Origin of the sequence: Staphylococcus succinus (assembly GCF_029024945.1) — a bacterium.
Lineage (GTDB): Bacteria > Bacillota > Bacilli > Staphylococcales > Staphylococcaceae > Staphylococcus > Staphylococcus succinus.
Map to the genome: position 1 here is coordinate 1,839,811 of NZ_CP118976.1, position 22,551 is coordinate 1,862,361.

The window sequence follows — 22,551 nt, forward strand, 5'->3', positions numbered from 1 at the left end:
AAAAATTAGAAAATGAGGATGGGACGAATATGTCATGCCCTCATACTATATATAAACTTGAATGAAGTAGGTCAAACGAGGTTTCGTATTTCCTACTTCATCAAGGCTATAATTAAAATTCTAATGTTTCTTTCGCTTTTTCAATAATATCGTTTTTGTTTGGTAACCAAACATTTTCAGCTTGTGTAAACGGATAGATTGTATCAGCTGCTGCAACACGTGCGATTGGTGCTTCTAATGAAAGGATTGAACGTTCAGCTAATTCAGCTGCAACCGTTGCACCAACGCCAGCTTGACGTTGCGCTTCTTGAACAACTACTACACGGCCAGTTTTTTCAACTGAAGCCACAAGTGTCTCGATATCGATTGGTTGTACAGTACGTAAGTCAATAACTTCTACTGAATAACCTTCTTTTTCTAACTCTTCTGCAGCTTTTAATGATTCTTGAACCATTGCGCCATAAGCAATAAGTGTTATATCATTACCTTCTTGTTTTACGCTAGCTTTGCCGATTTCGATTGTGTACTCTTCTTCTGGTACTTCATCACGGAAAGAACGATACAATTTCATGTGCTCTAAGTAAACGACTGGGTCATTACTTCTGATTGATGAAATTAATAAGCCTTTTGCGTCATAAGGATTAGAAGGAATTACAACATGTAATCCAGGTGATTGAGCTAAAATACCTTCTAAGTTATCAGCGTGTAATTCTGGTGTATGAACACCACCACCGAATGGTGCGCGAATTGTCACTGGTGCTTGTTTTGAGTTACCAGAACGGAAACGTGTACGTGCAATTTGACCTGCAACAGAGTCGAATACTTCAAATACAAATCCTAAGAATTGGATTTCCATAACTGGACGGTATCCTTCAGTAGTTAAACCTAAAGCTAAACCACCAATCCCAGATTCAGCTAATGGCGTATCGAATACACGATCTTCACCGAATTCTTTTTGTAACCCTTCAGTTACACGGAATACACCGCCGTTAACACCTACGTCTTCACCGAAAAGTAAAACATTTTCATCGTTTTGTAATTCAGTTTTCAACGCGTTGTTAATTGCTTGAACCATTGTCATTTGTGCCATTGGTTACTTCGACTCCTTCTCTTTATAGATTTCATATTGCTCCGCTAAATGTTGAGGCATTTCATCGTACATAAGTTCCATTAAATCAGTAACTGATTGTTTTTCAGTATTATCTGCTTCTTTAACGGCAGTTTTGATTTCAGATTTAGCACGTTCAATGACTTCATTTTCTTTGTCTTCAGTCCATAAACCTTTATTCTCAAGGAATTTTCTATAACGAACTAATGGGTCCTTTTTCTCCCATTCAGAATCTTCATCTGATGTTCTGTATTTCGTTGGATCATCACCAGCCATAGTATGTGGACCATAACGATATGTGATTGTTTCAATTAATGTTGGACCTTCACCATTTACAGCGCGGTCACGTGCTTCTTTTGTTGCTTGGTATACTGCTAACGCATCCATACCATCAACTTGTAAACCTGGGATACCAACTGAAATAGCTTTTTGAGCTAAAGTTGTAGCCGCTGTTTGCTTACTACGAGGTGTAGAAATTGCATAGTTATTATTTTGAATAACGAAGATTGCTGGTGCTTTATAAGCAGAAGCAAAGTTAATACCTTCATAGAAGTCACCTTGTGAAGAACCACCGTCACCAGTGTAAGTAATTGCTACAGCTTGTTTGCCACGTTTTTTCATTCCTAATGCTACACCAGCAGTTTGAACATACTGTGCACCAATAATGATTTGTGGGCTAAGTGCATTTACGCCTTCAGGCATTCTATTCCCTTTAAAGTGCCCTCTTGAGAATAGGAAAGCTTCAGTTAAAGGTAAACCGTGCCAAATTAATTGTGGCACATCACGATAACCTGGTAATATAAAATCTTCTTTCTCTAAAGCGTATTGTGAAGCTAATTGTGAAGCTTCTTGTCCTGCTGTAGGTGCATAGAAACCTAATCTACCTTGTCTATTTAATGAAATAGAACGTTGGTCTAGAATACGTGTCCATACCATTCTCTCCATTAATTCAACTAGTTGCTCGTCTGACAAATCTGGTAATAGTTTTTTATTAACAACATTACCATCTTCATCCAATATTTGAATCATTTCAAATTGAGATTGAGTATCATTCAATACTTTCTCTGCATCGAATTGGGCTTTTAACTTCGGAGCCATTCAATTCACCATACCTTTCCCGTATAATAGAAATACATTTTATCCTCTAGTATTGTATCACAAAACTGTTACACTGTTAAATAATTTGAAAAAGTTCTGTAGCACTCAAAACAAGTACAGTTTTAGAACTGTATTACTGTAGTATGACGCACTGTACTACTACAAAATTCCGAGCTTTTTTTCGGAATTCAACCTAAAATGTAAGCGTAATCATGTTATATAATATAGCTTTACACATTGAATTTCAAATGAACAGCGGTTATCCTATTACATTAGATTGTCGACATCTTGTTTTTCTTTGTTCACATCGTTCATAGATTTCGAGTATTTTTTAAATACTTTATTCATTTTTTTAACTGCTTTATTTACAGCTTCTGATTTTTTATCAACCTCTTCTTGATTCCCTTGATTACCTGACGTATATTTAAACATTTCCTTCTCTTTATTCATTATACGCTTGTAGGCTTTGACATATTCGTCATGCGCCTTGTATTTTTCTTTTAATGCATCGTTCAATTGTTGAACTTCCTTTTTCTTCTGTTTATTACTAATGTTGGCTACATGCTTCTCAGCCTTTTCAAATTCTTTTTGTGATTTACTATAAGCAACTTCTTCTTTTTTAAATTCTTTTTCTCGTTGTTCGGCGTTTTTCACAAGCTTTTTAGAGACGTCTTGTACTTTATCTTGATTTTGGCCATTTACATTTTTCACTAATTTTTGCTTTTCTTGTTCTAAACTATTCAGCTTTTTGCCTACTGAGGAAACAGGTTTCTCTTTATCAGATGCTTTTTGCACTTTTTCATTATAATCTTTTATTTCACCTTTATCTGTTGTGCACCCTGCAACTAACACTGTAGAAGCAAGTAATGCACTGATGCCGTATTTTAATTTCATTTTTGAGAAATCCTCCTTTATTTGTGTGTTATATTATATAATATTTTATAATAAATCAAATGTATCACTGTCATTTATTCATTGAAGTTTGGTATATTATTTTATATTAAGGAAGGTGTATGAACAAATGTTAACAATGAAAGATATTATTAGAGATGGTCACCCAACATTGCGTGAGAAAGCTAAAGATGTACAATTACCACTATCTAAAGAAGATCGTAGTACTTTATTAGCTATGCGTGGATTTTTAATTAATAGTCAAGATGATGAAATTGCTCAAAAATACGGGCTTCGTTCAGGTGTAGGTCTTGCCGCACCACAAATTAATATTTCAAAGAAAATGATTGCTGTTTATTTACCTGATGATGGTGAAGGTAGAAGCTATGATCTTATGCTTGTAAACCCTAAAATTGTCAGCCACAGTATTCAAGAAGCATATTTACCAACTGGTGAAGGTTGTCTAAGTGTTGATGAGAATATCCCAGGGCTTGTACACCGCAAAAATAGGATTACGGTTAAAGCTACAGATATTGATGGTAATGAGGTCAAATTACGTTTGAAAGGTTATCCTGCAATCATTCTTCAACATGAAATCGATCATATCAATGGAATTATGTTTTACGATTACATTGATCAAAGTAATCCACTTAAACCGCATGAGGATGCTGTAGAAGCATAACTTTTAAAAAGCCGTTAGCAAGTTGAGTCAATACTCAAAGCTAACGGCTTTTTTACATGAAATCATCTCTACGTTCATGAAACGATATATCAAGTTTTTTGAATTCAGTTTTAAGTGCATTTAACGCTTGTATATCAATAAATTCTGGATCATGGTTATGTTTCACGTAATATTGATTATCGTTCACGTTATCAACAATTTCTTTATAATTAAAAAACATCAAGACTTGTTCCGCACGTATTTCAAATGTAATATCTTGGAATATTTTATCTGTACGCGCTTTTTCTTTTTTTACATCTTCAATTATTCTATTTACTTGATCCACATCTCTCACCCTTACCTTACTTCATTTCCACCTATTACTTTCCTCATTAAATAAGTATGTCGCATAATACCATCATAAATAAAAACGAAAGCCTACTCAAGTTAAATATAAGTTTATTACAAATTTTCTGAAAATCATTTTAATTAAAATCTTAAAATAATTAATAACTTAGAATTACAATGATGTTATTTACCTATATCAAAAGGAGTCAACATGATAAAACTGCTTTATTTATTCTACTACATCATGTAAAATGAGAAATAACTGAAAACATATGAATCATAGTATTTGTATTTTTCTAATCGAACGAAATGAAGATAACCCTATAAACATACTTGCAACAAGCTAGTATGTTCTATTTATATTAGACTGCAGAGTTAATCATATTTTAATATGATAATAACATTTTGATAATTCTAATGATGGTTCTCAGTCAATTAAATTGCAGGGTTTTACCATAAATATTAAAAATCAATTATGATTTTAGGAGGAAATATATAAAATGGCAGTATTTAAAGTATTTTATCAACAAACTAAAGAAGAAGTAATCGTACGTGAACATACGCAAACAATGTACGTTGAAGGAGAAACAGAAGAACAAGTTAGAAGATATTTAAAAGAACGTAACTTCAACATTGAGTTTATCACTAAATTAGAGGGCGCACATTTAGAATACGAAAAGCAATCAGATCACTTTAACGTGGAGCAAGCTAAATAATGAAACAAATTCATAAAAATGAAGTTGCGGTTTATGCGCTTGGTGGTTTAGGTGAAATTGGTAAAAACACTTATGCCGTTGAGTATCAAGATGAGATCGTTATCATTGATGCAGGAATTAAATTCCCAGATGATAACTTATTAGGAATCGACTATGTCATTCCTGATTTCACTTATTTAGAGCAGAACCAAGATAAAATCGTTGGTCTGTTTATCACTCACGGACATGAGGACCATATAGGTGGTGTGCCCTACCTATTAAAACAAATTAATGTGCCTATCTATGGTGGACCATTAGCTTTAGGTTTAATTAGAAATAAACTAGAAGAACATCATTTATTAAGAACAGCAGAACTTATAGAAATAGACGAAAGTAGCGTTATTAAATCAAAACATTTTGAAGTTGGTTTCTACTTAACAACACATAGTATTCCAGAAGCTTATGGTGTGATTGTCAAAACGCCTGAAGGTAATATTGTGCATACTGGTGATTTCAAATTTGATTTCACTCCAGTTGGTGAGCCTGCAAACATAGCTAAAATGGCAAAATTAGGAGAAGAAGGCGTGCTTTGTTTACTTTCTGATTCTACAAATGCTCTAGTTCCAGACTTCACATTAAGCGAACGCGAAGTAGGTCAAAATGTAGAAAAGATCTTCCGTAATTGTACTGGAAGAATTATATTCGCTACTTTTGCTTCCAACATTTACCGTGTTCAACAAGCTGTTGAAGCTGCAATTAAGTATAATCGTAAGATTGTCACTTTTGGCCGTTCAATGGAAAATAACATTAAAATTGGCATGGAGCTCGGTTATATCAAAGCGCCACCTGAAACATTCGTTGAACCTAATAAGATTAACACTGTTCCAAAGCATGAACTATTAATTCTTTGTACAGGGTCACAAGGTGAGCCAATGGCAGCATTATCAAGAATCGCTAATGGTACACACAAACAAATCAAAATCATCCCTGAAGATACTGTTGTATTCAGTTCTTCACCAATTCCAGGTAATACAAAAAGTATTAACCGTACTATTAATTCGTTATATCGTGCTGGCGCAGAAGTCATTCACAATAAAGTTTCTAACATCCATACATCGGGTCATGGCTCTCAAGGTGATCAACAATTGATGCTACGTCTTATCAGACCGAAATACTTCTTACCTATACATGGTGAATACCGTATGTTAAAAGCCCATGGTCAATCTGGGATTGAATGTGGCGTTGACCCTGATAACGTATTTATCTTCGACATTGGCGATGTACTAGCATTAACACATGATTCTGCTAGAAAAGCCGGTAGAATCCCGTCCGGAAATGTATTAGTTGATGGTAGTGGTATAGGAGATATCGGTAATGTCGTTATACGCGATCGTAAGCTATTATCAGAAGAAGGTCTTGTCATTGTAGTAGTCAGTATTGATTTCAAGACAAACACTTTACTATCTGGGCCTGACATCATATCACGTGGCTTTGTATATATGCGTGAATCTGGTCAATTAATTTACGATGCACAACGAAGAATCAAAACAGATGTGATTTCTAAATTAAATCAAAATAAAGATATCCAATGGCATCAAATTAAATCATCAATCATTGAAACATTACAGCCTTATTTATTTGAAAAAACTGCTCGTAAACCAATGATTTTACCCGTTATTATGAAAGTAAACGAAGATACGAACCAGTCATCTTCAAACAAAGTGAATCATAAAAATGATAAGCCTAAAAAAGTTCAATCAAAAACACAACCAAAACCACAAGTAAATAAAGCTAAAAAAGAAACGAACAATAACAAAAAAGTAAATCAATCTCCAAAACCTAAAAAAGATGAATCAAATAATCATACATCATCTGAATCATAGGTCAATTAAAGCGCGTGATGCTTTAGTCTTATTAACAGACTAAATGCATTACGTGTTTTTTATTGTATCATGCATTAAAAAGGCAGACGCTATCATGCGCCTGCCTTATAACTTATTTATCTTACAACTTTTTTCTCAAAGCGATTCAAATCATTATCATGACCTATCATGATTAGTATGTCCCCTATTTCAATACTCATATTCGGATCAGGTGAGACAAGAATTTCTCTTCCTCTTTTAATTGCAATAATACTAATGCCAAATTGTGCCCGGATATCTAATTGTATAATAGTTTGCCCCGCCATTTTTTCACTAGCTTTTATTTCTACAATTGAATGTTCATCAGCAAGTTCTAAATAGTCTAATACACTTGCACTCGCTACATTATGTGCAATGCGTCTGCCCATGTCTCTTTCTGGATGAACGACCGTATCTGCACCAATTTTATTCAAAATCTTTGCGTGATAATCATTCTGTGCTTTTGCTGTAACTTTTTTCACGCCAAGTTCTTTCAATATCAGTGTTGTTAATGTACTAGATTGTATATTTTCACCGATAGCTACAATGACATGATCAAAGTTTCTAATACCCAAACTTTTCATAACAGCTTCATCTGTCGTGTCAGCTACTACAGCATGTGTAGCGATATCACTATATTCATTTACACGTGCCTCATCCATGTCAATCGCCATGACATCCATATCCAATGCATTAAGTTCTCTTACAATACTTCCACCGAATCGGCCTAATCCGATTACCACATACTCTTTATCCATATGCGTCCTCCAATTTAAAAATAGAGGCAAGATGATTCAATTCGCAACATCAAACGCGTTACTGTGAATCACCCACACCTCAATTTAAAATATTATCTTATTTCTTTCCTTCAACATATTTTTTATCGAAAACAAATAATCTTAATAATAATATTAACGATGGTATCAATAAAAGTAAAGCAAAAATAAATGCTGTAATAAGAGCAATTGCCATACTATTATTAACCACACCTTCATCTATACGAATAAATGGGTAAAGTAGATATGGTAACTTACTCGCACCATATCCGAAAAACGCGAAGCCCATTTGTAAGATAACTAAAATAAATGCTAAACCATGTCCTTTTTTAATCAAAGTCAACACCATTGCGCCTATAAAACATATAAAGCTGAGTAAGAACATCCACCAATAATTTGTAACTGCATTAGTGAAATGCTCTCTATTTTGTAGTCTTAATGATAAGAAAACAAATAATGAGATAGCAATCATTGGAGGGCCCCAGAACAAGAACCAATATCTAAGTAACTTGTATGCCTCCGTGTCTTTTGCTTTTGACGCATAATACGTCAAGAAACCTGAAGAAATATAAAGCACTGACACAACTGATAAAAATACTACTGCCCAAGAATACGGACTTAAAATAAGCTGTACCCAGTCCAAATCTAAATTGTTGCTTGAACCAGTAATGTAGCCACCTTCAGAAATCGTCAATGTTGTCGCTAATGCAGCTGGTATAAATAAACCAGCAATACCATACAGCGCCAACCATGGCAGTTTCGTATCCGGACCATAATTTTCAAAAGCGTAGAAACTACCTCTAATTGAAATTAAAATAACTGCTATGGAAGCCGGTAATAAGAGTACCGAACCAAAGTATTTTGCAGTATCTGGGAAAAAACCCACCATTCCTACGAAAAAGAATACAAAAAATACATTAGTAACTTCCCAAACAGGATTGAGATAACGTGCGACAAGGTGATTAATTTTTTTATCTTGTTTAGTAATTTTTGCATGAAGTGTAAAAAAACCAGCTCCAAAATCTATTGAGGCAACGATAATATAACAAAATAAGAAAATCCAAAGTACTGAAATTCCAATATAAGCGAAGACCATTATGCCTCACCTCTTTCTTGGGCTAATTTTTCTACGTCTTTATGCGCTGGTTTGTCTCTGAACATACGAATAAGTACATATGCAGTTGTATATACTAATATAATATATAGTATCGCAAAGAGTATTGTAACTAACGTAAGTCCGCCAGCTTGAGTTGCAGCTTGAGCAACTTTAAGATAACCTCGAACTAACCATGGTTGACGACCTTGTTCAGTTAAGAACCAACCAAATTCTATTGCAAGCACTGCAGCAGGACCAGTTAATAACACACCATATAATAAAGGCTTAGAGTGTGTAAATTTGCGTAGTTTTTTAAAGGTTAATGTTAAGACAAATGCACCTGAAACAACTAAACAGAACACACCCATAAATACCATAAGATCAAAATAATAATGTACAATCATCGGAGGTCTTAACTCTTTCGGAAAATCATTTAACCCTTTAACGCTGGTATTAATATTGTTGTCAGCCAAGAAACTCAATACACCAGGTATTTTAACAGCACCTTTAACTTCTTGAGTTTCTTCATCTAGTGAACCAAATAAGACTAAATCTGCTTTAGATCCGGTTTCAAAATGCCATTCGTATGCTGCAAGCTTTTCAGGCTGCTCTTGATGTAAGAACTTCGCTGACATGTCGCCCGCTAACATAGAACCTAGTGTAAATATAATACCAAGAATCATAGTTAATTTTAATGCTTTCTTATGATATTCAGTATCTTTTTTAAATTTGTTTTTTAATAATTTAAATGCTGCTATTGCAGCTAATATAAATGCCATAGTCATAAGTGCAGTAGCTACAACATGAAATGATCTAACTAAAAAAGAATCATTAAACATTGCCGCCCATGGTTCAACATTAATCATTTTACCATTTTTCATTTCGAATCCAGCTGGTGTATTCATAAATGAATTTACTGAAGTAATAAAGAAAGCCGAGAATGAACCACCCAAAATAACAGGAATACTAATTAAGAAATGCGTCCACTTTCCTTTAAATCTATCCCAAGTATATAAATAAATGCTTAAAAAGATAGCTTCAAAGAAGAAAGCAAATGTTTCCATAAATAGTGGTAATGCTATGACATGACCACCCATTTGCATAAATGTAGGCCATAATAGTGATAACTGTAATCCTATAATCGTACCAGTTACTACACCTACGGCCACTGTAATAGTATATCCTTTAGTCCATCTTTTAGCTAATGTAATATATTTAAGATCATTATTTTTAATTCCTAAAAATTCTGCAACTGCGAACATCAATGGCATCCCTGCGCCAATGGTTGCAAATATGATATGAACTGCGAGCGTCATCGCAGTTAGAAAACGTGCTAATTCAACTGAATCCATATTATCACCTTTTTTATTTATTTGTGACAAAAATCACAACTTCCATTTATTATATACCTCTTTATATGTTTTTAAAATATATTAAAACTATAATAAAGTGACAAATTAATGACCAGTCACATATAAAATTCAACCCTTGATAATTCGATAAAAGTTTCTTATATTTAAATAAACGCACTATTGAAAGGATGAACTGACATGAACGAAGTGATTATTTATACACAAAATGATTGTCCCCCTTGTACATTTATTAAAAGCTATTTAACTGATAAAGGCGTGACATACAGTGAAAAAAACATATCAAACACACAATATAGAAATGAAATGATGGATCACGATGCATTCGCCACTCCTTTTATATTGTTAAATGACGAGCCCATGTACCAAATCGATATGGATAAATTAAATCGTGTGTTAAATATCGAATAGTAATCATCAGCTATATTTTCATATTTCTTAATATTATAACATGTGCTCCATTACTCTATACCCAATTTTCTTTGGGACAAAATGAAGGATATATTTTAGTAATGTCAAAATCATTTTTAAAATATATGCATTATACAAATTTTACTTTATCTTTTAAATTCAAAAGGCTGAGCATTCTAAAATAATAGAATGCTCAGCCTTTTTGTTTAACTACATATATCTTAACTCATGATTTATTTAGCGTATTGGTTCACTAAGTCTTGAACTTCTTCAGAAGTTGCACAATTTATTGCTCTTTGTGCTAATTCTTCCATTTCATTTTGACTTAATGCTTTAATTTGACGACGTGCTTTAAGCACTGAAGTCGCACTCATAGAGAATTCATCTAATCCTAAACCAAGTAATAATGGAATAGCAATTTCATCTCCAGCCATTTCACCACACATACCAGTCCATTTTCCTTCGTTATGTGACGCTTCGATCACTTGTTTTACTAAACGTAAAATTGATGGATTATATGGTTGATACAAGTATGAAACGCGTTCAGACATACGATCTGCCGCCATAGTGTATTGTATTAAATCATTTGTTCCGATACTGAAGAAATCAACTTCTTTAGCAAATACATCTGCTAAAGCTGCTGTTGATGGTATTTCTACCATTATTCCTAATTCAATATCATCAGATACTTCCACGCCTTCTTGCGTTAAATTATCTTTTTCTTCAAGTAGCAATGCTTTCGCATCTCTAAACTCTTGAATTGTTGCAACCATTGGGAACATGATATTTAACTTACCGTATACAGAAGCACGCAATAAAGCACGTAATTGTGGTCTAAAAATTTCCGGTTGATCTAAACATAGACGGATTGCACGATAACCTAAGAATGGATTCATTTCTTCAGGTAAGTTTAAATATGGTAACTCTTTGTCGCCACCAATATCTAAAGTACGCACAACTACACGCTTATCTTCCATTGTTTCCAACACTTTTTTATACGCTTCGAATTGCTCATCTTCTGATGGCATTTCATCTCTACCCATGTATAAAAATTCAGTACGGTATAAACCAATACCCTCTGCACCATTTTCAATGACACCTTTTAAATCATTCGGTGTACCAATGTTAGCAGCTAACTCGGCATGTTTCCCATCAAGTGTTTTTGTTTCTTCATCGCGTAATTTTTGAAGCTCTTGCTTATCTTCAAAGAAACGCTCACGTTTATTTTGATATGCAATAACTTCGTCTTCTGTAGGATCGATAATGACTTCACCAGTTAAACCATCGACAATAACCATGTCTCCCTGTTTAACTTCTTGAGTGATTGATTTTGTACCTACCACTGCTGCAATTTCTAATGATCTACTCATTATAGCAGAGTGAGAGGTTCTACCACCGATGTTAGTCACAAACCCTTGTACAAATTCTTTATTTAGTTGTGCAGTATCAGAAGGTGTTAAATCATTCCCAATGATGACAACGCTTTCATCAATCATACTAGGATTTGGTAATTCAACGCCTAATATATGCGCCAATACACGTTTTGAAACATCACGAATATCAGCAGCACGTTCTTTCATATATTCATTGTCCATAGATTCAAATATTGTAATGAATTGTCCAGTTACATCAGATAGAGCAGTCGGTGCGTTAACTTGTTCATTAGTAATTTTATCTTCAATCGGTTGAATTAATTCTGGATCATCTAATACTAATAAATGCGCATCAAAAATGGCTGCTTTGTCAGCGCCAAGATTTTCTTCAGCATTATTTCTGATTTTAGTTAATTCAACTTTAGACGTTTCGATAGCGTTTCTAAACTTTTTAATTTCAGCGTCGACATCTGAGATCTTTTCACTATTATATGAAAGATCTGGTTCAACTAATAAATATGCTTTGGCAATTGCTACACCATCTGATGCAGCAATTCCATTTATATAATTAGACATATTACTTTGTTAAGCCTTCTTTAGATAAGATGTCAGTAATTGCTTCAATTGCTTCAGTTTCGTCGCTACCGTCAGCATAGATAGTGATTTCAGCATCTTTACCTACACCTAAACTCATAACACCCATGATTGATTTTAAGTTAACTTTTTTACCGTTATATTCTAATTGAATATCTGAATCAAATTTTGATGCAGTTTGAACAAGCATAGTCGCTGGACGAGCGTGAATACCTGTTTCGTCGATTATTACATATGATTTTTGTTCCATAATATGATTTCTCCTTCGTATAGTTAGAATTGTTAGTTTATTATAAAACCTAACACAGTTTTATATAATAACATTACCAAATTATACATATAAATTCAATGCGTTGCACCCATGATATGACAATATTCAGTGAATATTGAAGATTTTATGAAAACGCTGCACTTTTAAACTAAATCTTTAATAACTTTTTCACACTTTTCGATATGTTCGTCTCCAACTTTTTTCATGAAATAGTAGCTGATAGACGCAGAAATAGCTTGCCCTACAAATGGAAACCATTTGGTTTGTTTTGCTGCAACACGTTTTGCTACATCTCGAATAACTACTTTAAGGATTGCATTAGAAACTTTTTTGCCAATAAACTGACTTCCTTGAATCGCTGCAGCCGCAAATATACGTTCTCTCATGTCTTCTTTCATAGAATTTACCTGTTTATGATCAAGACCGTAAATTTTATTCACATCTTCAATGATGTCTCTCATAATTTTTATATCTACACCAAAATCTAAACCAGGAATAGGCACAACACTTATTCCTGATGATAGTAATGATTTTTTCTTCACTAAAGTCTGAGCACGTTCGCGACGTTCCTCAATTTCTATATTTGTAGTTGGTAGATTGCTTTTATTTCTTACATCTTCAATATCTAATACTTTATTACCTAATTTTTGTGTAACATTGTTTGTGATTTTATTTTTAAAGCTCATTATATTCACTCCTTAGTAAATTAGCCACTTTAAAATAATACCCGTTTTAAACAAATTTATTGTATTTTAACAAAAATAGCTTTTAAATATTTAGATGGTTTATAGTGTGCATGTGTTTTAAAATCTTTAGGAAGTCCCATCACATCTACGATTTCAAAATCTACACCTTCAGCTGTCAAAGTTTCATTAACTACATTTTTAAATGCTTTTAAAGAAAAAGTACTATTATTTGTACACAATAATAATGTACCTTGTGGCGCAAGTATATCAAGCGCACCATTAATCAATTTGTCATAGTCTTTCAATACTGAGAACGTTTTTTTCTTGTTTCTTGCAAAACTTGGGGGATCAATAACAATTGTGTCATAGACTAAATCATGACGTTTTGCATAACCATAAAAATCAAATGTATCCATAACATATATATATTGTGATTTAGGGTCAATCGCATTAACACCAAAGTTCTCTTCTGTAAGTGCACGGGAACGATTTGCTAAGTCAACACTAGTCGTTACTTTAGCATTTTCTGCTGCAACAACTGAGAACGCACCAGTATAACTAAACACATTCAATAAATTTTTATCTTGAGCATATTGATCTTTTAATTTTTTTCTTACTTCTCTTTGATCTAAAAAGATTCCCGTCATAGGTCCATCATTTAAGTGAACATTATAGAAAGTAAAGTTTTCTTCGATAATAATTGGAAACTCTGGTGCCTCACCATCTACAAATCCACCTTCAATTTCAGAATCTTTAAATCGCATTTTCTCAAAAACTGAAGTATAACCAAAAACAGATTTCAATGCAGATAACACATTATAACGGAACTTATGAATACCTTTTGAATACCATTGAATTAAATAATGGCCATCATAATTATCGATTGTTAGACCACCGACGCCGTCTCCTTCTCCATTGAAAACTCTAAATGCATTTGTACCGTCTACATGATAGAAGTATTCACGTTCGCTTTTGGCTGTTTCGAACAATCTTTCAAAAAATGTTGTATTAATCACTTCATCTTTATCATAACTAAGTACCCAGCCGATGCCTTTGTGCTGACGCCCTACATATGCAGATGCAATATATTTTCCTTGATCATTTACGAGATTAAATAAGTCCCCTTCTTTCAAATGATCTTGAGAATATATATCCTCTTCATCTATCAAAGGGTATTGATTTAAATACTTCGTTTCTTTACCTTTATTTAATGTGGCAGTTTTCATAAAATTATGTCAGCCTTTCTTCTATTAATTATTTTTTATTTTTTCACTTATTCATCTTATCATCTCAGCTGCTTTGTAACACCATTAATATTTACACAAGTCAAATCTTAATTTTCGATTTGTTGTTAAAATAACCTTACTTTATTAAATTATATTCCCTATTGTACTATTTAAACATTTTCCATCCTAATATAATATAAAATTCTAACTTCATAATTTATTTTCAAAAATCAGCAATTCAAATGTGATACTTAGTATGCATACTTGTACACCTTTATATCAATTACACCTCTTTATAAAAATACAAAAAATAAAACCTATCTTCCAACCAATTTGGAAGATAGGTTAAGTCAAACTACACTATTTTAATCAATTAATATTCTGCTGGTTCACGTAATTTTATGATGAATCCTACTATAATTGCTATCAGCATCATAAACAGTATTGGTGTAATAAACGTTGATAATAATAATCCATGAACCATGATGTTTACAAATTCAGTAACTAACTTAAAGAATAAAAAACTTACCATAAATAATTGTAGATAATAAAATCTACCTTTTAAATAGTTTGTTAATGTCGTTAAAATATAAATTATTATAATAATCATTAACAAGAATAAAGTAATCCACTCAATAACATATTGTGTTTGAGAAATTTCCCAATCACCAGAAACAAATAATGAATTTCTATTATTAAATTCAATCAAAGTAAAGAATAAGAGAATTGCTCCACAGAATAATTCTACATATGCAGATTTAAGCCACTTCGGTTTCTTCATCCAATTTGGTACATCATCTTCTTGAATATCAATAATGTCTTTCCATTTTTTAATGAATTTATCCTTTTTATCCCTAGCTTTTTGAATATCTACACTTCTACGTGTTTTACGTGTAAATTCTGTTGTTTTGTCTTGTAAATCTTTCCAATATTCTTTTGTTTGAGTAGTTACTGCACCTTTACTCGTTCTAGATAATTCCGGTTCTTCTTCGCCGAGTTCTTGTTTCGTTAATGGCAATGATCTTCTTAGGAATAAGAAGTTCCAAATTGACATTTGTCCAAGTAACCACATAATAATGAAAAACGTGTTAACACTCAGAATATCAATTGGTACAATTTGATCACTATCTATTCTTCCATATAACACAATTTGTGTTAATAAATAACTTATGCCATAAGTGAAAATAATCCATAAATAATGATATTTTCTATGATCCGTATTTAATTCATCTTTATAAACAATGTAACCTATATGCACCGCAAAAGGTATCACAAAAATAATAGCAAAAAAGCTATAAACTTGTGTCATGAGTATAAGCGTTATAATGAAGAAAAGAATACCAATAACTAAAAAGAAAATTGAAATATCATAGTCATATCTCGTTGTTCTAAATAGCGTGAAGCCAATAAGTATTAACGCAATACCAAACAAAAGAATCAAGATTGCGCTTACTACAGGAAAGTTCCCTATATAATTACTCATCACCCTAATAATTTCACTGAAAAACGCGTTTATAAAATCCCACACATTATGAATATGTAATTCAATCTTACCTTTACCATTTAATTTATGAATTAAAGGTAAATTAATTAAAATGATGAGACTTGTGAAAAGCGAAACGATGCCTATAATATAACTATACAGTATCTCAGCGTGTTTCTTAAAAAAAGACATACCATTCACCTCAAAGTTATTATATATGAACATTTTGTTCTTGTCTTTAATAATCTAATAAATAAGTCTATAGTATGATATAAAATAGTTGTATAGTCAAAATTCCACATAATTTATACTATTAAACAATTATTTCATAAAAAGTATAAAAACGCATGGGCTATATACAATTTATATTTCTTCCCTTTTGTTTAATTACTCAATTCCGTGGTATTAAATTAATATATTCTACTTAAAGTTTAAGGAGTGTTGAAATTATGAGTAAAGAAGAATTAAACAAAGAAGCAGCTGAAAAAGCTAAAGCGGCTGAAGATAAATTAAAAGAGCAACAATCATCAAATGATGGTGAGGAAGAAACTAAAAAAAATATCCAAGATACGTTGGATTAAGACAATAAACGATTCACTTTGAGTAAGCCGAACTACTTCGGCTTACTTTTTTAATACACTTCCCTACCTTAGTTTAGCAATACACTTCCCTGCTTTCTCTATTGATTAATATTCTTATTATCCTCCAATTTTAAATTGAGAACTTGACAGAACTAGCGAAAAATCATACATTATAGTTAAATTTAAATATAATATTCGCACTAGGGGTGTTTAGTGACTGAGATGAGGTATACCCTCAAACCCTTTGAACCTGATCTAGATTAAACTAGCGTAGGAAAGTGTATTGCGATACCTTTTTCTTTTATTGGTATCCCTATGCCACTATTTAAACGCGCAACTTTCTAGAAGGTTGTGCGTTTTTTATATAGGAGGAAAAGATCATGACAAAAGGTTTAAAGCTTTCTGAAATACTCGTAACTGTATTAATTGCGGTTGTTTTCGCAGTGATATACAACATTTGGAATTTCGTCTACAAAGCTGTACAAATTACCGGACTACATTTTGAAGAATTGACGTATGGCGCATGGTTCATGGCAGCTGTCGTTGCTTATCTTATTATCCCTAAAGCTGGTATTGCTATTTTAGCTGAATTTGCTGCAGGAGCTGGTGAAACTATAATTATGGGACGTTTTGATATAGCCACTATAATTTATGCTTTATTACAAGGTTTAGCTTGTGAAATTATATTTGCTATTTTTAAATATAAATCTCGGACTGCTATGGTTGCCATGTTAGCTGGACTTTTAGCTGCAGTAGCTACATTACCGATTGACTTCGCTTATGGTTATCTTTCAGAAATTGCTGGATGGAATCTCGCATTATATATTGGTTTTAGACTTATAAGTGGCATCGTTGTTGCTGGACTTTTATCTTATTATATCGTAAAAGCCTTAGATCAAACCGGTGTAACTAAATTGTTTAGACCAGCTAGTCAAAGCGATTACGACAACTTATAAGGAGCAATTTCGTTGATAGTAACAAAAAATTTACGTCTAAAATATCCAAATGCGCAGCATAAAATATTTGATAATTTAAGTATTAATATAAACGATAAAGAAAAAGTATTACTTTTAGGACCTTCTGGTTCTGGAAAAAGTACGTTACTGAATGTCTTGAGTGGTATTGTGCCTAATCTTATTGATTTACCTATGAAATATGACGAGTTACACATTGACCATAACTGTGGCGTTATTTTTCAAGATCCAGATAGTCAATTTTGTATGCCAAAAGTTTATGAAGAATTGGCTTTTGTTTTAGAAAATTTAAATATCCCTCGTATTAACATGGACGAAAAAATTAAAGCGGCCCTCACAGCGGTAGGTCTTAATGTAGATAAAGATCAATATATTAACCAATTAAGTGGCGGTATGAAACAAAAACTGGCAATTGCAGAAACACTTTTGCAACAGGCAGATACTTTATTTTTAGATGAACCCACAGCTATGTTAGATGTAGAAGCAACTGCTGACTTATGGCAAAAAATTAAGGCATTGTGGAAAGATCAAACTGTACTTATTGTAGAACATAAAGTGGAACATATATGGCAACATATAGATCGTGTGCTTTTGTTTAATTACAACGGGGAAATCATTGCTGACGAATCCCCAACAAAGATGCTTAGAGACTATGAGGACCTATTAACAGAATATGGTGTATGGCATCCAAATGCTTGGCAATACGCCCCTAAACCCTCTACATGTACAAATACGGAGATATTACCAACAAATAGTAACTTTAAATTCAATCAAGTTACAGTCAAAAGGGGCAAGCGTAAACTGTTACGTATTTCAGAACACATCATCAACACTGGTGATTGGATTACTATTACTGGACCAAACGGTAGTGGTAAAACTACATTATTAGAGTCGATGATGCAACTAATTAAATATGAAGGAAAAATGTATATTAATGATTACCCTTTAACTAAAATCAAAGATGCAGCAAAACATATGTATTTAGTGTATCAAAATCCAGAATTACAATTTATAACAAATTCTGTTTTCGAAGAAATTTTCATTCAATATAAAAATCATTCTATTTCTAAAGACGATGCTATACAAGAGACGGTAGAAATGCTCAAAACGTTAAATTTAGAAAATGTACAATCACAACATCCATATGAATTATCAATGGGACAAAAACGAAGATTAAGTGTGGCTATTGCATTGAGCTCGTCTTCTACTTTTATTTTATTAGACGAACCAACTTTCGGACTCGACAGTCATAATACGTTTAACCTAATTAAGTTATTTCAAAAACGCATTCAACACGGACAAACTATTATTATGGTAACGCATGACTCAGAGCTTATTTCTAGGTATCCAACCCATAGGCTACATGTGGATCAACATCAATTATATGAATTAAAGGGTGGTACTCATGTTTGAAATGTGGAAAAAGCACTATTCTTTTATAGATGATGTTAATATCATCACGAAACTTATAATTGCAGTACTATTATTTTTCTTTGTTATTTTCATTCATCAATTTGATTATATGATTTATTTAACATTATTAACGCTCGTCTTTTTATTACTTTTTAATGGTTTGAAACTCAAAATAACCTTAGTTTTTGTGTTTTTTACTGTTATATTTAGTTTGATATCAGCATTATTCATGATTTTTTATGGTTCTGGGACACATATGATTTTCCAATTAGGCTTTATAAAGATAACTACAGAAAGTTTATATCGAGGCTTACATTTAGCTATGCGTACATCAACTGTATCTTTTTTTGGGATTTTAATTGCTTTTACTTCTCAAATCGTGATGATTTTTTACAGTCTCATGCAGCATTTGAAAGTTAAACCGAAGATAGCTTATGCTTTTATGGCGGCTATAAGAATGGTTCCATTGATGTTTACATCTTTAGTCCAACTTAGACGCTCATTAAAAATGCGCTATCAAATGATTGATAAATCAAACTACACAGGTTTTAAACGTATTAAACATATCGTTATTCCCTTACTAAGCCAAAATATTAGAAAAGCACATCAACTGTCAGTTGCTATGGAAAAAAAAGGATTCAAAGATGGACCTAGAACCTACTACTATAATACTTCTTTCTCATATAAAGATATTATACTCATAGTAGCTGTTGGTGCTATCATACTCCTCACTTATGTATTAGCACACTTCATCCCTATAACTGGTATTGAAGATGTACGTCTGACAAGTATTTATTAAATAAAAAAGCAGATGACGTTGCCGTCATCTGCTTTTAGTTTATGCATCTATATACTTTAACGAATCGCTTTATCGCTGATATCTTTACGATAAAATAAGGCATCGCTTTTAATTTGCTCTACTGCTTCATAAGCTTTAGCTTTAGCGCTAGCAATATCTGATCCTTCACCTAGTGCTAAAATGACACGTCCACCTGATGTTACGTAAGTATCTTCTTCTTTTTTCAAGCCACTTACGAAATAATTACCATCAAGATTGAAACCTGAAACAGCCTTACCTTTTTCGTAGTTAGCAGGATACCCTTTTGAGGCTAACATGACACCAACTACTGATTGCGATTTCCATTGGAATGCGATAGGCTGTTTTGCTTCTAAATCAAGAATATGTTGCATTAAATCGCTTTCCATTCGAGTTAACAGTACTTGTGCTTCTGGATCACCAAAACGTGCATTAAATTCAATCACTTTCGGTCCTTCAGCAGTTATAATAGCACCAATATATAATACTCCAAAGAATGAGTATCCTTCAGCAAGCATTGCTTTTGCTATAGGTTGTGCTATTTCATCATTAGTACGTTGTAGAATCGTTTGATCTATATGTGGTACTGGGCAATATGCACCCATTCCACCTGTATTTGGTCCTAAATCGTTATCAAATGCGCGTTTATGATCTTGTGCGATGCAATCAAATGGTACTGCATAATCACCATTGACAAAGGTCATCAATGAGAATTCTTCACCTTCAAGAAATTGTTCGAATACTACAACACCTTGCTCTTCAGGATACAATTCTTCGACACCAGCAACAGCTTCTTCATAAGTTGTCGCTATAATAACACCCTTGCCTGCTGCTAACCCATCTTTTTTTAATACAACTGGATATTCACATGATTCAATGTAAGCCAATGCATGTTGTTTATTTGTAATTTCTTTATATTCTGCAGTTGGAATTTCATACTTTTCCATTAATTGCTTAGCAAATAATTTAGAGCCCTCAATTTGAGCAGCAGCCTTATTAGGTCCAAACACCTTAATATCTTCTTCTTGGAGTTTATCTGCTAAACCTTCTGTTAATGGTTGCTCAGGACCAATAACTACCCATTCAATATCATTTTGTTTTGCAAAGGTCACAATTTGCTCATGATCTGTTTCTGCTATATGAGTATGAACTTGTGCAACTTCTGTCATGGCATCATTACCTGGAATTGCAAATATTTTTGTAACAAGCGGGGATTGCTTTAATTTATGTGCTAATACATGTTCCCTACCACCTGCACCAATTACTAGTACCTTCATATAATAATTGCCTCCGATTTCCTTAATGTTTAAAATGACGAACGCCAGTAGTTACCATAGCCACACCATATTTGTTAGCCATATCAATAGACTCTTGGTCTTTAATTGAACCACCTGGTTGAATAATCGCTTTAATGCCAGATTTAGCTGCTAATTCAACTGTATCACCCATTGGGAAAAACCCATCTGATACCATTACAACATCTTCATTAATTTCTAATGCACGGTCAATTGCAATCTGCGCCGAACCTACACGATTCATTTGACCAGCACCAATTCCAACTGTCTGTTTCGCATTACTTAAAATGACTGCGTTACTTTTAACAGATGCAACCACTTTCCAACCAAGTAACATAGCATCCCACTGCGCTTCAGTTGGTTCCACTTCTGTTACTATATTCATATCTTCACGTTTTAATACTACATTATCTTTATCTTGAACTAAATATCCACCTGATACAGAAACAACTTCTTGTTCACTGTTATCAATTGTCATATCAATTTCCAATAATCTAATATTTTTCTTTTTACTTAATACATCTAAGGCTGCCTGTGTAAATTTAGGTGCAATAACTACTTCTAAGAAAATTTCATGTAATGATTCTGCTAATTCAGTGTCTACAGTACGATTCAAAGCAACTATACCACCAAAAATAGATTGGCTATCTGCTTCAAATGCATATTGGTATGCTTCTTCAATTGTGTTTGCAACTCCAACACCACAAGGATTCATATGTTTTACAGCTACTGCAGCAGGTTGTTCAAATTGTTTAACAAGTGATAAAGCTGCATCAGCATCCTTAATATTGTTATAACTTAATTGTTTACCGTGTAATTGTTTAGCTCCAGCAAGTGTATGTGTAGCATTAGAAGTACGAACAAAATGTGCAGATTGCTGTGGATTTTCACCATAACGTAGACTTTCTTTATTGTCTTTGAAGAATTCTACAATAGCTGCATCATATTGATTTGTATGATCAAATACTTTAACCATAAGTGATTTACGATATTCTTCGTCTAAAGTATCATTTTCTAACTTATCAATAACTTCATTGTAATCTGCAGGATGAACTACAGTTGTTACATGTTTAAAGTTTTTAGCAGCAGCGCGAAGCATCGTTGGACCGCCAATATCAATGTTCTCAATTGCGTCATCTTGTGTTACTTCTGGATTAGCAACCGTTTCTTTAAATGGATATAAATTAACTACAACGATATCTATTAAATCAATATGTTGTTCTTTTAATTGTTCTAAGTGTTCAGGCTTATCACGATCAGCCAAAATACCACCATGTACTGATGGATGCAATGTCTTAACTCGACCATCCATAATTTCTTCAAATTGAGTTAATTCTGAAATTGATTTAACTGGGACGTCCGCTTCCACCAAAGCACGCATTGTTCCACCTGTTGAAAATAATTCATACCCTAATTGATTTAAAGATTGGGCAAAAGCCACAATTCCACTTTTATTTGATACACTTAATATTGCTTTTTTCAT

Annotated in this window: 22 protein-coding genes and 1 riboswitch; of the genes, 8 read left to right on the forward strand and 14 right to left on the reverse strand. The window is 33.0% G+C overall.

What is annotated here, in order from left to right; translation table 11 throughout:
- Positions 1-112: 112 nt before the first annotated feature.
- The 3 genes from PYW31_RS08930 to PYW31_RS08940 all read right to left on the reverse strand — a co-directional run bounded on the left by PYW31_RS08930 (position 113) and on the right by PYW31_RS08940 (position 3,100).
- Positions 113-1,090: an alpha-ketoacid dehydrogenase subunit beta gene (locus tag PYW31_RS08930; protein ID WP_046836104.1), complete on the reverse strand. Its 978-nt coding sequence runs from the start codon at positions 1,088-1,090 to the stop codon at positions 113-115.
- Positions 1,091-1,093: 3 nt separating this feature from the next.
- Positions 1,094-2,206, reverse strand: coding sequence for a pyruvate dehydrogenase (acetyl-transferring) E1 component subunit alpha (pdhA, locus tag PYW31_RS08935; RefSeq protein WP_046836103.1), 1,113 nt, complete (start codon positions 2,204-2,206; stop codon positions 1,094-1,096).
- Between the two features lie 267 nt (positions 2,207-2,473).
- Positions 2,474-3,100, reverse strand: coding sequence for a YkyA family protein (locus PYW31_RS08940; RefSeq protein WP_046836102.1), 627 nt, complete (start codon positions 3,098-3,100; stop codon positions 2,474-2,476).
- Between the two features lie 127 nt (positions 3,101-3,227).
- Here PYW31_RS08940 and def point away from each other — a divergent pair, with 127 nt between their 5' ends.
- Positions 3,228-3,779, forward strand: coding sequence for a peptide deformylase (def, locus tag PYW31_RS08945; RefSeq protein ID WP_046836101.1), 552 nt, complete (start codon positions 3,228-3,230; stop codon positions 3,777-3,779).
- A gap of 52 nt (positions 3,780-3,831) precedes the next feature.
- On the opposite strand, the gene PYW31_RS08950 is transcribed toward def, so the two are convergent.
- Entirely contained in the window at positions 3,832-4,104 is a 273-nt protein-coding gene (locus tag PYW31_RS08950) for a hypothetical protein (RefSeq protein WP_046836387.1), read from the reverse strand.
- A gap of 502 nt (positions 4,105-4,606) precedes the next feature.
- Between PYW31_RS08950 and PYW31_RS08955 the strand changes: the two genes are divergently transcribed.
- Together PYW31_RS08955 and rnjA are read left to right on the forward strand one after the other, a co-directional pair.
- Positions 4,607-4,822: a DNA-dependent RNA polymerase subunit epsilon gene (locus tag PYW31_RS08955; RefSeq protein ID WP_046836100.1), complete on the forward strand. Its 216-nt coding sequence runs from the start codon at positions 4,607-4,609 to the stop codon at positions 4,820-4,822.
- Entirely contained in the window at positions 4,822-6,684 is a 1,863-nt protein-coding gene (rnjA, locus tag PYW31_RS08960; protein ID WP_046836099.1) for a ribonuclease J1, read from the forward strand. Before PYW31_RS08955 ends, rnjA begins: the two co-directional genes overlap by 1 nt.
- A gap of 116 nt (positions 6,685-6,800) precedes the next feature.
- Here rnjA and PYW31_RS08965 read toward each other — a convergent pair whose 3' ends face one another.
- From PYW31_RS08965 to PYW31_RS08975, 3 genes are all read right to left on the reverse strand, one after another.
- Positions 6,801-7,460, reverse strand: a complete 660-nt coding sequence (locus PYW31_RS08965) for a potassium channel family protein (protein ID WP_046836098.1) — start codon at positions 7,458-7,460, stop codon at positions 6,801-6,803.
- Between the two features lie 97 nt (positions 7,461-7,557).
- Complete coding sequence (locus PYW31_RS08970; RefSeq protein ID WP_046836097.1) at positions 7,558-8,574, reverse strand: cytochrome d ubiquinol oxidase subunit II; 1,017 nt, start codon at positions 8,572-8,574, stop codon at positions 7,558-7,560.
- Positions 8,574-9,926, reverse strand: coding sequence for a cytochrome ubiquinol oxidase subunit I (locus PYW31_RS08975; protein WP_046836386.1), 1,353 nt, complete (start codon positions 9,924-9,926; stop codon positions 8,574-8,576). Before PYW31_RS08975 ends, PYW31_RS08970 begins: the two co-directional genes overlap by 1 nt.
- Positions 9,927-10,124: 198 nt before the next feature.
- Here PYW31_RS08975 and PYW31_RS08980 point away from each other — a divergent pair, with 198 nt between their 5' ends.
- Positions 10,125-10,355 (forward strand): glutaredoxin family protein, encoded by a 231-nt coding sequence (locus PYW31_RS08980; protein ID WP_046836096.1) that lies wholly within the window; start codon positions 10,125-10,127, stop codon positions 10,353-10,355.
- A gap of 233 nt (positions 10,356-10,588) precedes the next feature.
- Here the strand turns inward: PYW31_RS08980 and ptsP are convergent, their stop codons facing one another.
- The 5 genes from ptsP to auxA form a co-directional block, all read right to left on the reverse strand.
- Positions 10,589-12,304 (reverse strand): phosphoenolpyruvate--protein phosphotransferase, encoded by a 1,716-nt coding sequence (gene ptsP, locus PYW31_RS08985; RefSeq protein WP_046836095.1) that lies wholly within the window; start codon positions 12,302-12,304, stop codon positions 10,589-10,591.
- Position 12,305: 1 nt separating this feature from the next.
- Entirely contained in the window at positions 12,306-12,572 is a 267-nt protein-coding gene (locus tag PYW31_RS08990) for a phosphocarrier protein HPr (protein ID WP_046836094.1), read from the reverse strand.
- Between the two features lie 164 nt (positions 12,573-12,736).
- Positions 12,737-13,279: a hypothetical protein gene (locus PYW31_RS08995; protein WP_046836093.1), complete on the reverse strand. Its 543-nt coding sequence runs from the start codon at positions 13,277-13,279 to the stop codon at positions 12,737-12,739.
- 56 nt (positions 13,280-13,335) lie between these two features.
- Positions 13,336-14,505 (reverse strand): class I SAM-dependent rRNA methyltransferase, encoded by a 1,170-nt coding sequence (locus PYW31_RS09000; protein WP_046836092.1) that lies wholly within the window; start codon positions 14,503-14,505, stop codon positions 13,336-13,338.
- 373 nt (positions 14,506-14,878) lie between these two features.
- The gene (auxA, locus tag PYW31_RS09005) at positions 14,879-16,180 is read right to left on the reverse strand and encodes a lipoteichoic acid stability factor AuxA (protein WP_046836091.1); all 1,302 of its coding nucleotides are present in this window, start codon (positions 16,178-16,180) and stop codon (positions 14,879-14,881) included.
- Between the two features lie 257 nt (positions 16,181-16,437).
- Here auxA and graF point away from each other — a divergent pair, with 257 nt between their 5' ends.
- The 4 genes from graF (at position 16,438) to PYW31_RS09025 (ending at position 19,755) form a co-directional block, all read left to right on the forward strand.
- Positions 16,438-16,569 carry a glycopeptide resistance-associated protein GraF gene (gene graF, locus PYW31_RS09010; protein ID WP_198552176.1) on the forward strand — a complete coding sequence of 44 codons (132 nt, stop codon included), beginning with the start codon at positions 16,438-16,440 and terminating at the stop codon, positions 16,567-16,569.
- 192 nt (positions 16,570-16,761) lie between these two features.
- Positions 16,762-16,863: riboswitch (TPP riboswitch) on the forward strand.
- Positions 16,864-16,949: 86 nt separating this feature from the next.
- Positions 16,950-17,525 carry an ECF transporter S component gene (locus PYW31_RS09015; RefSeq protein WP_046836090.1) on the forward strand — a complete coding sequence of 192 codons (576 nt, stop codon included), beginning with the start codon at positions 16,950-16,952 and terminating at the stop codon, positions 17,523-17,525.
- Positions 17,526-17,537: 12 nt separating this feature from the next.
- The gene (locus PYW31_RS09020; protein ID WP_046836089.1) at positions 17,538-18,956 is read left to right on the forward strand and encodes an ABC transporter ATP-binding protein; all 1,419 of its coding nucleotides are present in this window, start codon (positions 17,538-17,540) and stop codon (positions 18,954-18,956) included.
- Positions 18,949-19,755 carry an energy-coupling factor transporter transmembrane component T family protein gene (locus PYW31_RS09025; protein ID WP_046836088.1) on the forward strand — a complete coding sequence of 269 codons (807 nt, stop codon included), beginning with the start codon at positions 18,949-18,951 and terminating at the stop codon, positions 19,753-19,755. Before PYW31_RS09020 ends, PYW31_RS09025 begins: the two co-directional genes overlap by 8 nt.
- Positions 19,756-19,811: 56 nt before the next feature.
- Here PYW31_RS09025 and purD read toward each other — a convergent pair whose 3' ends face one another.
- Both purD and purH read right to left on the reverse strand, forming a co-directional pair.
- Positions 19,812-21,050 carry a phosphoribosylamine--glycine ligase gene (gene purD, locus PYW31_RS09030; RefSeq protein ID WP_046836087.1) on the reverse strand — a complete coding sequence of 413 codons (1,239 nt, stop codon included), beginning with the start codon at positions 21,048-21,050 and terminating at the stop codon, positions 19,812-19,814.
- A 22-nt stretch (positions 21,051-21,072) separates the two neighbouring features.
- Positions 21,073-22,551 (reverse strand): bifunctional phosphoribosylaminoimidazolecarboxamide formyltransferase/IMP cyclohydrolase, encoded by a 1,479-nt coding sequence (purH, locus tag PYW31_RS09035; RefSeq protein WP_046836086.1) that lies wholly within the window; start codon positions 22,549-22,551, stop codon positions 21,073-21,075.